This is a genomic window from Bradyrhizobium sp. USDA 4461, assembly GCF_054055655.1.
Genome location: NZ_JBSRXM010000001.1, coordinates 1,284,724 through 1,300,722, shown reverse-complemented (window position 1 = coordinate 1,300,722; position 15,999 = coordinate 1,284,724). Strand labels below are relative to the sequence as shown.

At 64.0% G+C, this 15,999-nt stretch carries 8 protein-coding genes; 5 read left to right on the top strand and 3 right to left on the bottom strand.

The genetic code is table 11. The annotated features are described in order from the left end of the window. Window position 1: 1 nt before the first annotated feature. Window positions 2–616: a prepilin peptidase gene (locus ACVINW_RS06150; protein ID WP_456750469.1), complete on the bottom strand. Its 615-nt coding sequence runs from the start codon at window positions 614–616 to the stop codon at window positions 2–4. Window positions 617–741: 125 nt separating this feature from the next. Here ACVINW_RS06150 and ACVINW_RS06145 point away from each other — a divergent pair, with 125 nt between their 5' ends. The 4 genes from ACVINW_RS06145 (at window position 742) to ACVINW_RS06130 (ending at window position 5,986) form a co-directional block, all read left to right on the top strand. After that, window positions 742–1,527: an EfeM/EfeO family lipoprotein gene (locus ACVINW_RS06145; protein WP_456750468.1), complete on the top strand. Its 786-nt coding sequence runs from the start codon at window positions 742–744 to the stop codon at window positions 1,525–1,527. Then, a complete protein-coding gene (locus tag ACVINW_RS06140; protein ID WP_456750467.1) occupies window positions 1,524–2,900 on the top strand; it encodes a cytochrome c peroxidase in 1,377 nt (458 codons plus the stop codon). Before ACVINW_RS06145 ends, ACVINW_RS06140 begins: the two co-directional genes overlap by 4 nt. A 235-nt stretch (window positions 2,901–3,135) precedes the next feature. Continuing rightward, window positions 3,136–5,193: an alkaline phosphatase family protein gene (locus tag ACVINW_RS06135; protein ID WP_456750466.1), complete on the top strand. Its 2,058-nt coding sequence runs from the start codon at window positions 3,136–3,138 to the stop codon at window positions 5,191–5,193. A gap of 121 nt (window positions 5,194–5,314) precedes the next feature. Continuing rightward, window positions 5,315–5,986 carry a hypothetical protein gene (locus ACVINW_RS06130; protein WP_456750465.1) on the top strand — a complete coding sequence of 224 codons (672 nt, stop codon included), beginning with the start codon at window positions 5,315–5,317 and terminating at the stop codon, window positions 5,984–5,986. A 12-nt stretch (window positions 5,987–5,998) separates the two neighbouring features. On the opposite strand, the gene ACVINW_RS06125 is transcribed toward ACVINW_RS06130, so the two are convergent. Then, window positions 5,999–7,348 (bottom strand): cytochrome c peroxidase, encoded by a 1,350-nt coding sequence (locus ACVINW_RS06125; RefSeq protein ID WP_456750464.1) that lies wholly within the window; start codon window positions 7,346–7,348, stop codon window positions 5,999–6,001. A 384-nt stretch (window positions 7,349–7,732) separates the two neighbouring features. Between ACVINW_RS06125 and ACVINW_RS06120 the strand changes: the two genes are divergently transcribed. Next, complete coding sequence (locus ACVINW_RS06120; protein ID WP_456750463.1) at window positions 7,733–9,502, top strand: alkaline phosphatase family protein; 1,770 nt, start codon at window positions 7,733–7,735, stop codon at window positions 9,500–9,502. Window positions 9,503–9,581: 79 nt separating this feature from the next. Here the strand turns inward: ACVINW_RS06120 and ACVINW_RS06115 are convergent, their stop codons facing one another. Then, a complete protein-coding gene (locus ACVINW_RS06115; protein ID WP_456750462.1) occupies window positions 9,582–15,842 on the bottom strand; it encodes a DUF5801 repeats-in-toxin domain-containing protein in 6,261 nt (2,086 codons plus the stop codon). Window positions 15,843–15,999: the final 157 nt, after the last annotated feature.

Sequence of the window (15,999 nt, the reverse complement as noted above, 5' to 3'; positions counted from 1 at the left end):
GCTAGGTCGCCAACCCGAGCCAGTTCTGAAGGGCTGGCGTCAGAAGAAGCCCGAGCGCAAGGAACGGACCGAACGGAATCGAGGTCTGGCGCTTCATTTCACGTCCCGCAAGCTGCAGGCCGCCGGCAACGCCAAGGGCCGCGAGCGCCGCGATCAGCAGCAGCGTCGGAATGCCTAAGGCACCGACCCAGATCGTCGCGGCGGCGAGAAACTTGACGTCGCCCAGTCCCAGGCCGTCCACGTGCCGTAGGACGAAGTAAAGCCGCTGCAATAGAAAGAACAGGACGCCGACGAGGACGGCGATCCCAAGCGCGCTGAAGGCGGCTGTCGTGCTGTCCGTGATGACGACGTTCGCCAGCCCGAGCGCCGCGATCGCAAGGTTCAGCCAATTGGGAATGATGCCGTGGCGCAGATCGATCAGCGCCACGGCACAGCAGAGCAGGCAAAGCGCGCCGTAGGATCCGATGAAATAAAGAGCTTCGCGATCGATCTGCATGGTGGCGGGACAAGTGTGACGCGTGCCGGCCCTGTGTTGCAACAATGCGCGCGCGTTGAACAGTGCATTTCTAATCGACCAATCATCCCGCGATGTTTTTTGCGCGATTGTGATCGTCAACAACGATCGCCAAGCAGAAAAGATGCGACAAAAAGTCTGCGCTGTCACAAATCCGCAGTGGATACCGACAATAGTTCGCTCCGCTACGTGCCGCGAGCCCTTCGCGGCCGATGAGTGGGTTGGCTATGTACATGATGCGAGTGGCGGCGTGCCTGGCTTTGCTGGCAGCGTCGGCAGGCGTGCGCGCCGCGAAAGCTGGCGCTCTCGAGGACGGCGCCGAGCGCTATCGGCCGTATCTGATCGAGGGCGTCGCCAGCGCGCTGGCGGGCGCGCGTGCGTTGCGCGAGCGCGCCGCTGCGGCGGATCTGCCCGGTGCGAAGAAGGCCTGGCTGTCGGCGCGCGCCGGCTGGGAGCGCTCGGAAGTATTCACCGCGGGCTTCGTGCCCGAGCTCGATGCGCAGATCGACGCCTGGCCGAACGCAGACACTGGATTCCACGCCATCGAGGCGAAGCTGTTCGGCGCCGGCAGCACCGAGGTAGCCACCGATGCGGCCGGCCTCGTCGAGCACCTCAACGATTTGCACGGCAAGCTCAGGGATATCAAGCTGACGCCGCAAGGGCTGCTGGATGGTACCGTGCGGCTCGCCTATGAGGTCGGCGAGAGCAAGGCGGATGGCGGCGAGTCGCGCATCAGCGGCACCTCGCTGGACGACATGCGCAACAACATCGCCGGCATCGACTTCGCCTACCACACGATCTTCTCCGCCGCGCTCAACACCGTCGACGGCAAGCTCGACGAGATGGTGACCAACCGGATCGAGCAGCTCGAGGCGATCGTCGCGACGCCCGATCTGCCGCATGTCAACATCGCCGATCTGCGCCAGACCAGCGAGGAACTGGTCGTCGCATTGCAGAGCGCGTCGGCCAAGCTCGGGCTGCAGCGCCCGACCCTGGAGGCCCAGGCGCGATGAGATCGCTTCACCAGCGTCTGGCCACGCTGCTCTCCGCTGCCTTCGCCCTTGCGCTGCTCGGACGCGCGGCGGCGTTTCCGGTCGACGGTGACAAGACCGTGCTGCCGGTTGCGACCGAGCTGAACGAGGATGCGCTCGACAAGCCGCGCGAGGTGTTCCAGTCGGAGCGGACCGGAGCCAAGTCGTATCTGGTCAATCTCGGCGATCTCGCGTTCAATTCGCCCGGGCTGCTCGGCGAGGTGGCGCGGCAGGCCGGCGTGAGCTGTGGCACTTGCCACGTCAATGGCGCGAACAACGCCAAGTTCTTCATGCCGAAGATGTCGAGCCGGCCCGGCACGTTCGATACCACGGGTGCACTGTTCAATCCGAAGGCCAACAACCTGGCGTTCGATCCGGTGCGGATCCCGAGCCTGCGCGGCGCCCGCTATCTGGCGCCCTACGGCGCCGATGGCCGCTTCGCCTCGCTGCGCGACTTCGTCCACAACGTCATCACCAACGAGTTCGCGGGTCCCGAGCCGTCGCCGGCGACGCTCGATGCCATCGTGGCGTATCTCCACGACATCGACTTCCTGCCCAATCCGAGCCTCGGTCCCGCCGGGCGGCTGGCCGGCAGGATCACCGACGCGGAGCGTCGCGGCGAAGCGTTGTTCGCAAAGCCGTTCCCGCACGATGCGGCGCTGAGCTGTGCGGGGTGCCACGTTCCTTCGTCCGGATTCGTCGATCACCAGCAGCATGACGTCGGGTCGGGCGGCCTGTTCAAGACGCCGACGCTGCGCAACGCCGACTTCAACGCGCCGTATTTCCACGACGGCCGCTTCGACAATTACAACCAGGTCGTCGATTATTTCGACCGGACCTTTCAGCTTGAGCTCTCGGCGCAGGACAAGGGCGACCTCGTCGCCTATCTCACGGCGATCGGCGATGGCGTGCAGCCCTACGAGCGCGACGGAGCCGGTGCGACGCTGAAGGAGATCAACGATTTCTCGTCGGTGCTCGCGACCGCGATTCCTGCCGGCGACAAGGACGTCGTCGCGCTTGCGGTCGACACGATCGGGCGCGAACTGCGCGAGTTGACCGAGCAATATCCCGACCGCAAGAATACCAGCGTATCCGGCGGCGAGCAGCAGCGCGTGCTCGCGCGCAACGGTCTCAAGGAGCTCGTGCTGACGCTGCGGCGCATCGAGATGGCGGTTGCTGCAGGACGCAACGCCGATGCGGCGAACGAGTTCAGGAATTATCGCAATCTGATGGCCGCTGCGGTGCCGGCGCTCCTGGCGAGCGCCGAGCCGTGGTCGCTGTTCAATCAAGACGTGCATGACCAGCATTATGCTGCGCTTCGCCAGGTGATGCGCTCCAGGCATGTTGCGCACTGATTGCGCTGCACTTGCAGTGCATTCGCGATCCGCATCGTTGCGCGGATCGCTCGATCAATTTCGATCATCCGTTGAAGTGCAGGATCGTGCAGCTGCGCGCGCTGCAGATGTCTCCACAGAAAATCTTTGAACGGTTCGAAATTTCTCGCGCGCTTTCACGTAAGCGAAAATCATGCGTCATACTGCCGCACTAAGCAGGGTGCGTTGCTAACCGCAAAACACCCTGAGGTCGACAATGAGTTTGAATTACAAAAAGCACTGGCGAACCAGCACCGCGCTCTGCATCGCGTCAACGGTGCTCGTCGCAACAGCCGCATATGCCGCGCACTATCCGGGCGGTCGCAGTGATTGGGACAAGCGTTCGCATCACACCAATCAGGCGCACGAAGAGGGCAATCGTGCGAAGCATGAGGACCATGGCCATCATGGCGACGGCGATCACGGCGTGAAGACCGCGTCGCCGATCAAGCACGTCATCATTCTGATCGGCGAGAACCGCGGCCTCGATCACACGTTCGGTGTCTACAAGCCGAAGGGCAAGGGGCAGACCATCTCCAACCTGTTGTCGAAGGGCATCGTCAACGAGGATGGAACGCCGGGACCGAACTTCGCGCAGGCGCAGCAGTATTCGGTCGCGGGCCAGACCGCCTACTATATCGGCGCGCCTGTCATCTCGAAGTCGCTCTACAACGCGACCAATTTGATGCCGCAGCCGAACACCAACGGCACGCCGACCGCGCAGAGCGACACGTCGCCTCCGTTCAAGACGATCGCCGAGGCCAGCGTCGAGAAGGACATGGACCCGGCCGATCTCGATATCCTCACCACCGGCTTCAGCGGCCTGCCGACCGGTGTGCTTGATACCCGCGTTCCCGGCGCCGGCGGCCTGAACGGACCGTTCCCGCTGCAGGGCGAGCAGATCAGCGACGACGATTACACCGGCGATTCGACGCATCGCTTCTACCAGGACTGGCAGCAGGAAGATTGCAGCGCCGCCAACGCCACCAAGAAGAACAATTCGGGCTGCTTGAACGATTTGTTCCCGTTCGTGATGGCGACCTACTCGTCGTCCAACAAGAGCATGGCCAACTCGATGGGCTTCTATAATGCCCAGCAGGGTCAGGCTCCGGTCCTGAAGATGCTGGCCGACCGCTTTACCCTGAGCGACAACTTCCACCAGTCGTTCCACGGCGGCACCGGCGCGAACCACTTCATGCTCGGCACCGGCGACGCGGAGTTCTGGAGCGACGGCAAGGGCAACCCGGTGACGCCGCCGGCCGCCCTGATCGCCAACCCGAACCCGGTCGCGGGCTCGGTCAACCGCTACACCGTCGACGGCAATTGGAGCAATTGCTCCGATATCTTCCAACCCGGCGTGAAGCCGATCGTCACCTACCTCAACAACCTGCCGTACGCGGCGGAGCCGAACTGCAAGCCGAACCACTACTACATGCTCAACAACGTCAATCCGGGCTATCTGCCGAACGGTGCGCTGTCGGGTGGCAACAACGTGCCGCCGTCGTCGGTTCGCACGATCGGCGATGCGCTGATGGAGAAGAACATCTCCTGGGCGTTCTATGGTGGTGCGTTCAACGACGCCGTGGCGCTTTCCAACGCCGCGGTTGCGGCCAATCCGTCGAACCCGAACCTCAGCGCCGCTGCGGTCGCCGATCCGGCGCACGCGCTCGGCGTGGCCTACTGCCAGATCTGCAATCCGTTCCAGTATGCGACCTCGATCATGGCCAACCCGGCCGTGCGTCAGGCTCACATGAAGGATACTGCCGATCTGATCACGGCGATCCAGGGCAACACGCTGCCTGCGGTGTCATTCGGCAAGCCGGACGGTCTGCTCGACGGTCATCCGCAGAGCTCGAAGGTTGATCTGTTCGAGGCCTATGTCCTGAACGTGCTCAACGCGCTGGAGAACAACCCGGAGCTGAAGGCGGAAACCGCTGTCTTCATCACCTGGGACGAGGCCGGCGGCTATTGGGACTCGGGCTACACGCAGTCGATCGACTTCTTCGGCGACGGACCGCGTATTCCGACCCTGATCCTTTCGCCCTATTCGACCGGCGGCAAGGTCAACCACAACTACGCCGACCACGTGTCGCTGCTGAAGTTCATCGAGCGCAACTGGGGTCTCGAGCCGCTGACGAACCGCAGCCGCGACAATTTGCCGAACCCGAGCTACGCGAAGAACAACGAGTACGTTCCGACCAACAGCCCGGCGCTGTCTGATCTGTTCGACGCGTTCGACTTCAGCAAGCCGGTCACGTTGTCCTACACCGAGTGATCGAGCGCTCGTCCACAACGAGCACTTGATCCGAGCCTAGGCCGGCGCCGATCGAACCGATGGTTCGGTCGGCGCCGTCATGTTCTGCCCATCGACCACCCAATCGACCGGAAAACGTCAGATGAAGCGTCACGCGAAGCCGAGAGCGGCAGCCGGCCTGCTTGCGATGTCCATTCTGGCGAATGCCGCGACGCAGGCCGTGGCGCAGCAGTTTTCCGCCGACCTCGTTGCCAGGAAAGACGATGCGGCAACCACCGTGGGAGCTTTGCGGGTGCTGGACGGACGGGTGCGACTGGAGACCAGCGCGCTGCCGGACGGCTTCTTCCTCATCGATGCGGCCAAGCCGGCGGCGGTTTTCGTCCGTCCCGGCGCGCATGTTTTCATGGACGCGAGGCAGTCCAGCCCGTTGACAGGGATGTTCGTTGCGGTCGATCCGGACGATCCCTGCCGGCAATGGCAGGCGATCGCGCAACTGGCTGCGTCGGTCGATCCCGCCGCGTGGCATTGCCAACGCGACGGTGCGGAAGCAGTCAGCGGCCGCAACACGGAGATCTATCGGATCACGGCGCCATCCGGTGCCGGCTTTGTCGGCTGGATCGACCGCGCACGCCGGTTTCCGGTGCGGATCAGGACCGCGGATGGGACCGTGATCGCCGCCGAGCACATCCGCGACGAGCCGCAGCCGGCGCAGGCCTTCGAAATCCCGGCAGGTCTGCGCAAGTTCGATCCGCAGGCGCTGATCCGCAGGATCCAGCAGAGCGATGTGTGGGTCGCGCCGCCGGCCTCGCAGTGAGCATGCGCTGCGTCACTGCGATTGCTGGCTGGTCGCCGGCAGCAACCGGCCGAGTGCGGAGTAGTGCGACTGATGCACGTTGCCGTTGAACAGCGACCAGGGCTCGGCCTTTTTCAGGACGACGGGAACGTCGAAATTCACCAGCTGGGCAAACCTGCGATATTCGGCCATCGCTTCGTCGGTATGGCCGGCCGTGACCTCGAGATCGATGCGGCGCAGGGTGAGGACGAGATCCTTGAGGATCGCACGCGCCGCCAGCCGCTCGTCCTTGCCGCCGACCGTCGCGTTCCTGATGTCGGGGATATGCTCGGTCAATTCGCGCAGCTCGGCGCCAACCCCGGTCACGGCCAATGACACCACCGCGGTATCGGCGGCCGCGATCGCGACCTCGAGCACGCTCGAGAGCTCGAGCACTTCCTTCATCCGGAGCACGACGCCGTCCTTGTCGAAGGGGCGTTCGCCGTCGCCGACCGCATTCAGATAGGCCACGAGGTCCTGCGTGTCCTGGGCCGACAGCTCGAGGTCGAACACCCGGTCGAAATGCTCGACCACCTGCTCGTAAGTGTCGTAGCGGCCGTCGTGGAAGTAGGGCGCATTGAAATTGGCGTTCAGCAAAGTGGGGGTCTTGACCAGTCCGCCAGAGCCTATGTCGTGACGCAGCTGGTCGCTGAAGGTGCTCGCGGGGATATGACAGCCGGCGCAGCTCAGCTCGGCCTGCTTCGGGAACGGCTTGAAGAACAACTGCTCGCCGCGCCGTTCCTCGACACTGGCCTGCGCGCCGAGCCTGCCGCCGGGCGCAAGCTTTGGATTGGGCAGGAAATCGATGTCGTTGATATAGGCGACAAGGCCGTCGAGGACCTGGTCGCTCGGCCTCGGGCCGGAAAATTCATTGACGATGACATTATATACGAACTCGCGCAGCGAGGTGATGCGCCCGTCGTGCCCGTAGGGGGCGAGGAAGCGGGCGCCCCGCAGGCTCGGAATCCTGACCGGATCGAGGATGCTGTTGAATGTCTTCGCGTTGAAGATCAGGCTTGTGGTGTCGAACGTGCCCGGGCGGGAGGATGCGCCCGGAACGAACAGTTTCGGGTTCGATGCGCCGTTGACGTGGCAGGTGCCGCAGCTCATCTCGGCCTGGCGCGCCTTGCCGCCCAGGATGGCGGGCGAGTTGAAGGCGAGATCGCCGAGATTGACCAGATAGGACTTTCGCCCGCCCATCGCTTCCGAATCAAACAGCTCGCGCGGCCGCGCCAGCGCGTCTTCGGACAATTCGGTGCCGGCCGGCAGCACGGTCTGGTCGCCGCCGAGCGGGAAGGCTATCGCGCGCAACGGAAGCAGGGCAACGACGAGTGCCAGCAACACGATACGTGCCGGTCTCGCGCGATCGGCGGACGTGTCGCGACATCTTCCGAACTCGGACGCCAGAATATCCCAAGCCATTGCGAGATGATGCCCTCCGTCACAATGCATATGCGCCGCCGCGCGTCGGAAGATGTCACGCGTGTGGCAGTTTCCTGTCGGCAGGATCAATGACCGTCTGATTGGATAGACGATTGTTGATTGCGATTTGATGACGGCAACCAAGCAGAAACCGATCTGCACATCTCATCCGGCAAAAACTTTATCGGCGCGAAAGCGCTCCAATGATGCGTTTGTGTGGGCGTCGAAAAACGGTCATCCCAGCGAAATGTGTTTTGCATAGCGTGTAATTCCATTTCTATTTCTTTCTGAAATCAGGAGAGCACTATGCGGCTTTGGGGAGCCATTCCGGCGCTCGCGATTGTTGCTGGCGCCGTTGCCATCTCGCCGGTGGCAAACGCTGAGAATTTGGTCGAAAAGATCGTTGATGAGTTCAAGCACGAGGTGCGGGACGAATTGCGTAATCTGCGCGACCGCGGCCATGAAGGTGTGCATCAGTACAAGCACATCGTCGTCATCTACCAGGAAAACCACAGCTTCGATAACCTCTACGGGCACTGGGGCGATGTCGGCCGTGACCGGATCAACGGCACCTCCGACGCCGACCAGGCCCATACGCTGCAGGTCCGGCAGGACAATCAGACCGTCTATGCCTGTCTGTTGCAGAACGACGTCAACCTGACCTCGCCGTCGCCGCAGCCGACCACCTGCACCGACAACACCGGCTCGGTCGCGATCCTCAGCGCCTTCAAGAACAAGCCGTTCGAGATCAACGAGTTCATCCCGACCTCGGCGACCACCTGTCCGAAACCGCTCGGCGCTTTCGCGGCGCACGGCTTCCTCAACGGCAGCGGCGCGCCCGGCGGCTGCACCGAGGACATCGTGCACCGCTTCTACAGCGAGCAGTATCAGCTCAATGGCGGCCGGCAGAACCGCTACATGACCGGCAGCGATGCTGCGGGCCTGGTGATGGGCTATTACGACACCAAGAAGCTGCCGATCTACACCTATCTCCACGGCCACGGCGCGCCGAACTACGTCATTGCCGACAGCTTCTTCCAGGGTGCGTTCGGCGGTTCGTTCCTCAACCACCAGTTCCTGGTCGCGGCCGCGGCGCCGCAGTTCGTCGGCGCCTTGAACGACGGCAGCGCCAACGACTTCCACTCGATCGTCGACGCCAACGGCATGCCGACCAGCACGCCGCTCTATACCCCGCTCTCGACCGTGAAAGATGCGCAGCTGACCGCCAAGTGCAACCAGACCGGTCTGCCGGCCGGCCTCGCCTGCGGCGACTACGCGGTCAACACCACGCAGCCGACCTATCAGCCCTATTCGCCGGGTACCCCCGACATCAAGCGCCTGCCGCCGCTGCACACGCCGAATATCGGCGATCGGCTGTCGGCCAAGCATGTTGATTGGGCCTGGTATTCCGGCGGCTGGTCGAACGCCAACGGCGACGTCGGTGCCTCCGGCTGGACCAACGGCAACGGAACCACCTGCACCGATCCGAACCATGTCTCCACCGCAGTGTTCCCGAACTGCCCCGACGTGGACTTTCAGTATCACCATCAGGCGTTCAACTACTTCGCCAACTATGCGCCAGGCACGCAGGCCCGCCGGGACCACCTGAAGGACGAGGCGGAGTTCATTCAGGCGGCCAAGAACGGCCGGCTCAAGCAGGTCAGCTTCATCAAGCCGATAGGCGAGGAGAACGAGCATCCCGGCTACACCAGCGAGTCCGAAGGCAGCCAGCATCTGGTCGATCTCGTCAAGGCGATCGTCGAGGGGCCTGACGGCAAGGACACGCTGATCGTCATCACCTATGACGAGTTCGGGGGCCAGTGGGATCACGTCCCGCCGCCGCCGCACAACCGTCACGGCGCCGAAGCCAGGGCTGCGGACCAGTGGGGCCCGGGCACCCGCATTCCGGCGCTGCTGATCGCCAAGCGCTTCAACAAGTCGGGCGTCGCGCATGAGGACTTCGACACCACGTCGATCCTCAGGATGCTCGAGAAGCGCTTCGATCTGGAGCCGCTGGTGACGCGTCCCACGCGCAGCCTCTCGGCCGCGCTGAAGGCCGGCGAAGGCTGGCACTGATACGAGACCAGTCTCGAGACAAAATCCCGGCCCGCGCCAACGTTTGGCGCGGGCCAGAACCTTCACCAGGCTTCAGGGCCTACAAAATCAGATCGTGCTGCACGTGCGTAATCGGGTCTGAAATGATGCTGCTGCCCATGGCAGCAAAGATCGGCGCGGGGGCCGCGGTCGTGACGCCCAGAATATCGACCTGAAGGTTGGTCGCAGCCGAATCGCCGTCCCTGTCGGTGGCGAGCACGTCGAACAGCAGATCGGTGCTCGGAATGGTCGTCTTCTCGTTATAGGTGATGTTGTTGATCGTGAAGGTGGCGTTGCCGCTTGCCGCCTGATTGTAGTCGATCTGGACCTGATTGAACTCCTTGCCGACATAGAGCGTGTAGGTCGATGTCGCGCCGTCGAAGGTCGACGTGTTGATCAGCGAGCTGTCCGACGTTTGCTGCACGAAGACGGTGGTGTTGCCGCTATGTGGCTTTGGAATGTCGATGCTGAAGTCGTGTACGTCGGAGCTGCCGTCGAGCACCTTGAAGACCACGCCCGCCGTGCCGTTGCCTTGCCACTGGGTCAGCATGAAGCTGATCTGCGGCTGCTCGTTGGAGAATGCGAGGTTCAACTGCTCATTGGGATCCATGCTCAGCCCGGTATCGCCGACCGCAATGCCATTGCTCGACGCCTTGACATCGATCGGATGACCGCTGTTGTCGGATCCCGTGATGACGAGCTCGCCATCCGGAGCCGTCAGAGACGGCGTGCCGCCGCCCGAGGCGCCGAACGTGGAGCCCGCTACGGTCACCTGCTTCAGCACATCGACACTCTCGAGATTAAAGGAGAAGGTCCCGTCCGGATCGATCAGCAGCTTGAAGTAGGGATCGGCCAGCGTGCCGCCGGAGTCCGAAAGGTAGGCGTCCATTTCGACGCCGCCGCTCACCACATGGGTCGTATAGTAGAAACTATAGTCATCGCCGTTTCCGGTGACATGCACCGAGGTGATGCCGCCGCCGAGGCTTGAGGTGGCCAGATTGTAGCCGGTGGCGCCGACCGCGCCGTTGTGGACCGCAACGGACATTCCGGCGTCGCCATCCGCGCCAAAATTGATGCTGTAAGTGCCGTTGACGGTCTGGTTGTCCTGAGCGGCGATGTCGGTGTCCGGGAAGCCGCCAATCGACGGGCCGTCGTCGGCGATCGTCAGCTGCTTGCCGAGATCGAAGCTCGCGCTCTGGAAGTCGCCGTCCTTGTCGGTGACGGTCGCAACCAAGTTGACGGTTCCGGCGTTCAGCGCGACGGCCTCGCCGATGTCGGGGGCGGTGCCGAGCGGTTGCGTCACCGGGCGATACTCGGTGAAGGTCACGGAACCCGTCGCCGGGTCAATTTCGATGGTGAATGCCAGCGTACCGGTGGTCGAGCCGACATGCCCTTCGATCGTGTCGCCGTTCAAAACCAGTATGTCGGCGAGACCGGTGTGCGAGTCGATCAGGCCGGAGGCGGTGCCGTTGCCGCCGGTGATCGTCAATGCGTAGCCGACGGATGCACCATCCGCGCCTTGAACGGAGGAGAATGCCGTCGAGAAGTCGGCTGACGTCGCCGTCAGCGACGCGTTCGGCGCCGAACCGGCCGTGTTGTCGTCGAACGCCGTGGCCGTCAGGTGCATCTCGCTCAGCGTCAGCGACGGCGTGGTCCCGCTCAGCATGATGCTCGGGCCGTCGTCAGTGATGGTCAGCTGCTTGCCAAGATCGAGGCTCGCGCTCTGGAAGTCGCCGTCCGTGTCGGTGATCGTCGCCGTCAGGCTGACGATGCCGCCGCCGAGCGTGACGCCTTCGCCGTTGTCCGGGTTGGTCCCGAGCGGCTGTGTCACCGCGCGGTACTCGGTGAAGGTGACGAACCCGGCGGCCGGATCGATCGCGATGGTGAAGGCCAGGGCGCCGGTTGTGGTGCCGACGCGGCCCTCGATCGTGTTGCCGTTCAGAACCAGCACATCGGCGAGGCCGGTGTGCGAATCGATCAGGCCGGACGCGGTCCCGTTGCCGCCGGTGATTTTCAGCGCGTAGCTGATGGTCGCGCCGTCGGCGCCTTGAACCGAGGTGAAAGCGGTCGAGAAGTCGGCTGCTGTCGTGGTCTGCGCCGCATTCGGCGCCGAGCCCGCGATGTTGTCGTCGAATGTGGTCGCCGTCAGGTGCGTCTCGCTCAGCGACAACGCTGGGATCGTCCCGCTCAGCCTGATGCTCGGACCGTCGTCGGTGATCGTCAACTGCTTGCCGAGGTCAAGGCTCGCGCTCTGGAAGTCACCATCCTTGTCGGTGATGGTGGCCGTCAGGCTGACGATCCCGCCGGCGAGCGTGACGCCTTCGCCGTGATCCGGATCGGTGCCAAGCGGCTGTGTCACTGCCCGGTACTCGGTGAAGGTGACGCGCCCGGTCATCGGATCAACCGTGATGGTGAACGCCAGCGCGCCAGTGGAGGCGCCGACATGGCCCTCGATAGTGTTGCCGTTCAGGACCAGCACGTCGGCGAGGCCGGTGTGCGAATCGACCAGGCCCGACGCGGTGCCGTTACCGCCTGCGATCGCCAGCGCGTAGCTGATGGTCGCGCCATCGGCGCCCTGGACCGAGCTAAAGGCCGTCGAGAAGTCGGCTGCTGTCGTGGTCTGCGCCGCATTCGGCGCCGAGCCCGCGATGTTGTCGTCGAATGTCGTCGCCGTGAGGTGAGTCTCGCTCAGCGACAGCGCTGGCGTCGTACCCGATGTCCTGATGCTCGGGCCGTCGTCGGTGATCGTGAGTTGCTTGCCGAGATCCAGGCTCGCGCTCTGCGCATTGCCGTCGTTGTCGGTGATCGTCGCCACCAGGTTCACGATTCCGAAGCTGAAACCGATGGCTTCGCCGGTATCCAGGCTGCTGGCGAGCGGCTGCACCACCGCGCGGTATTCGGTGAACGTCACGCGTCCCGTCGCCGGATTGACCGTGATGGTGAATGCCAGCGTGCCGGTGGTTGTGCCGACGTGGCCTTCGATGGTGTTGCCGTTCAGGACCAGCACGTCGGCAAGGCCGGTATGCGAGTCGATCAGGCCCGAGGCGGTCTCGTTGCCGCCGGTGATGGTCAGCGTGTAGCCGATGGTCGCGCCATTCGCGCCCTGAACCGAGCTGAACGCCGTCGAGAAGTCGGCAAACGTCGTCGTCAGCGCCGCGTTCGGCGCCGAGCCTGCGATATTGTCGTCGAACGCGGTCGCGGTCAGATGTGTCTCGCTGAGCGTCAGCGAGGGGGTGGTGCCATTGGTCGCGATGCTCGGGTTGTCGCCCGTGATCGTGAGCTGCTGGCCAAGATCGATGTGGGCGATCTGGAAATCGCCATCCTTGTCGGTGATCGTGGCGACCAGGCTTACAATGCCCGCGCCCAACGTGACGCCGCCCTCGGAGCTGGTGCCGGACTGCTTCACCGCGCGGTACTCGGTGAAGGTGACCCGGCCCGTCATCGGATCAAGTGCGATGCTGAACGCCAAGGTGCCGGTGGTCGTGCCGACATGGCCCTCGATGGTGTTGCCGTTCAGGACCAGCACGTCGGCCAGCCCGGTGTGTGAATCGATCAGACCCGACGCCGCGCCGTTGCCGCCCGCGATTGTCAGCGAATAGCGGATTGCGGCACTGTCCGCGCCCTGGACCGAGGTGAAGGCCGTCGAGAAATCGGCAGAGATCGTCGTCAGCGACAGATCCGGAGCCGAACCCGGGATGTTGTCATCCAGCGCCGTTGCAGTCAGATGCGATTCGCTCAGCGTCAGCGATGGCGTCGTCCCGCTGGTGGCAATCGTCGGGCCGTCGTCGCTGATGCTCAGCCGGCTGCCGAGATCGAGGCTCGCGCTTTGGAAGTCGCCATCCCTGTCGGTGATGGTTGCAATCAGGCTGACCACTCCGGCAGATAGCCCGATGGCCTCGCCGCCGTCCGGGTCGGTGCCGAACGGCTGTTTCACCGGCCGGTACTCGGTAAAAGTCACCCGCCCGGTCGCCGGATCGAGCGTGATGGCGAATGCCAGCGTGCCGGCGGTGCCGCCGACCCGGCCTTCGATCGTGTTGCCGTTCAGGACCAGCACGTCGGCAAGGCCGGTGTGCGAATCGATCAGGCCCGAGGCGGCGCCGTTGCCGCCGGCGATCGCCAGCGCATACTGGATCGTTGCGCCGTCCGCGCCCTGAACCGAACTGAACGCGGTCGAGAAGTCGGCTGACGTCGTCGTCAGCGACGCGTTGGGTACCGAGCCTGCGATGCCGTCATCCAGCACCGTCGCCGTCAGATGTGTCTCACTCAGCGTCAGCGACGGAGCCGTGGGATTGGTCCTGATGCTCGGCCCATCGTCGGTGATGGTCAATCTGCTGCCGAGATCGAGCGTCACATCCTGGAATTCGCCGTTCGTCGCGACGATCCCGATCAGGGTGACGACCCCCGTCGCAAGCGTCACGCCTTCGCCGCTGTCCGGGCTGGTGCCGAGCGGCTGTGTCACCGCACGGAATTCGGTGAAGGTCACGCGTCCCGTGACCGGATCGAGCGCGATGGTGAATGCCAGCGTGCCGTCGATTGCGCCGACGCGGCCTTCGATGGTGTTGCCGTTCAGAACCAGCAGGTCGGCGAGGCCGGTGTGCGAATCGATCAGTCCGGATGCGGTGCCGTTGCCCCCGGTGATCGTCAGCGCGTAGCTGAGGGTCGTGCCGGTCAAGCCGCTTGCGGTGACGAATGCAGCCGAGAAGTCGGCCGAAACCGTCGTCAGTGCCGCATTCGGCGCCGAGCCCGCGATGTTGTCGTCCAGCGCGGTCGCAGTCAGATGCGTCTCGCTCAGCGTCAGCGACGGCGCCGTCCCGGCCCCGATCAGCGGGCCGTGAATGGTGATCGTGATGACCTGCGGGGTGCCGCCGATCGTGGTGACCGTGAAGCTGTCGGTCAGCACATCACCTACCCCGAGGGCCTGAATCGTGCTGTTGTCGTTGTCGAGCGTGTAGGTCCACACGCCGCCCGTCGTGATGGTGAACGAGCCATAGCCGCCCGCGCTTGTCGTGGGCGTGCTCACCGTCGCGAAAGTGTTGGCGGGATCGTCGACATCGGTATCGGTCAGGAGGCCGTTTGCGATGAGCAGGCTGGGCGAGGCACCGTTGACGCCGACCGCGCCGACCACCGAACCATTGATGACGCCGGAAATGATGGACGCGTCATCGACGCCGACGATCGTGATGTTGAAGCTCTCGCTGGAGATGAGCGTGCCGTCCGAAACCGTGATGACGAAGCTCTGGATCGCGTTGACCTTCAGCGCATTGATCGCATCGTTGTTGGGAACGAAGGTATAAGCGCCGCTCGCGCTGTTGAGGTAGAACGTGCCAAAGGTGCCGACGCTCGAGACGTCGTAGGTCTGCGCGCCCCGCACCATGTTGCTGGCGACGCCGCCGACGACGCCGAAGGTGATTGCGCCGCCGTTGGTGGTGGAGGCGGAGAAGGTCCCGTGCGCGGTGCTGAAATCGTCGAATACCGACGTATCGACCTCGGTCGGCGCCACGCCGAGGTTCAGCTTCGGCGGCTGTGGCGGCGGGTGGTAGATGATGACGTAGGGGAGGACAGTTCCGGGGAGCGGCCCGAGCTGGTTTGGTATCGGCGAGGGGTCCGGGTCGGAAAAATTTATCGGTTGCAGCAGCGGCGACCCATCGTAAGCGGGCATGCCGGAGCCCTTTGCCCACACTCCCTTCGCGTAACCGGCAAGCGCCTCCTGTTGCGCGTTGCGCAAATCCTCCATGTGGGCAGGGCTGTTCGAGACCTGGCTCACGCCGACCGACGAGCCTCTTGTGGTCAGGATGACCGTGACCCCGGGGTCGTCGACGACGATATGCCGCGGGTTCGCCTCTTTCGTCACCAGCTCGAACACGCCGTGGTGCATGTCCTTGTAGGTGATGGTGTCGTCGTCCAGGAAGGTGACGTTGGGCTCGGCGGCCCGGGCGTCCTTCAAGAGCGAGAAGGTCAGCGCGGCGAACGACAGCAGGCCGAAGCCGCTTGCCCTGACGGTGCCAATCGGCGTGTCCGCGGTCAGGATGCCCGACCCGGCCAGCCGGCTGCCGATCAAGCGGAAGATGCTTCTGGTTTTGGCAAACAGGCCCCGATGCGAACTGCTGCCGGAGTCCTGCGCGAAGTCGCCCAATTCCAGCCGGGTGCCCGCTGGCAGATAGAGCATTGCCCCATCGTTCAAGCGGATGTCGACCCGTCCGCCTGCCGCGACCTCGATGATGTCGCCCTGGCAAACCGGATCGCCGGCCATGGCCAAAACGGCGATGTCGCGCGCACGCACAATGGTGCCGCGACCGATCACCGTATCGACAACGCCAACCACTCGGGGCAGCTGGCCTAAAACGGCCGAGCTCGCGCCCCCGAACGCTACGCCGGACGCGACTAACATTGGCTTTTCGCCTGCTGAACGGTTCAGGCGGTAGGTGCTGCCGTCGTTTTCTTGGTCTGGCTTGCGCTCCCTACGAGGTGAAAAAACCTCG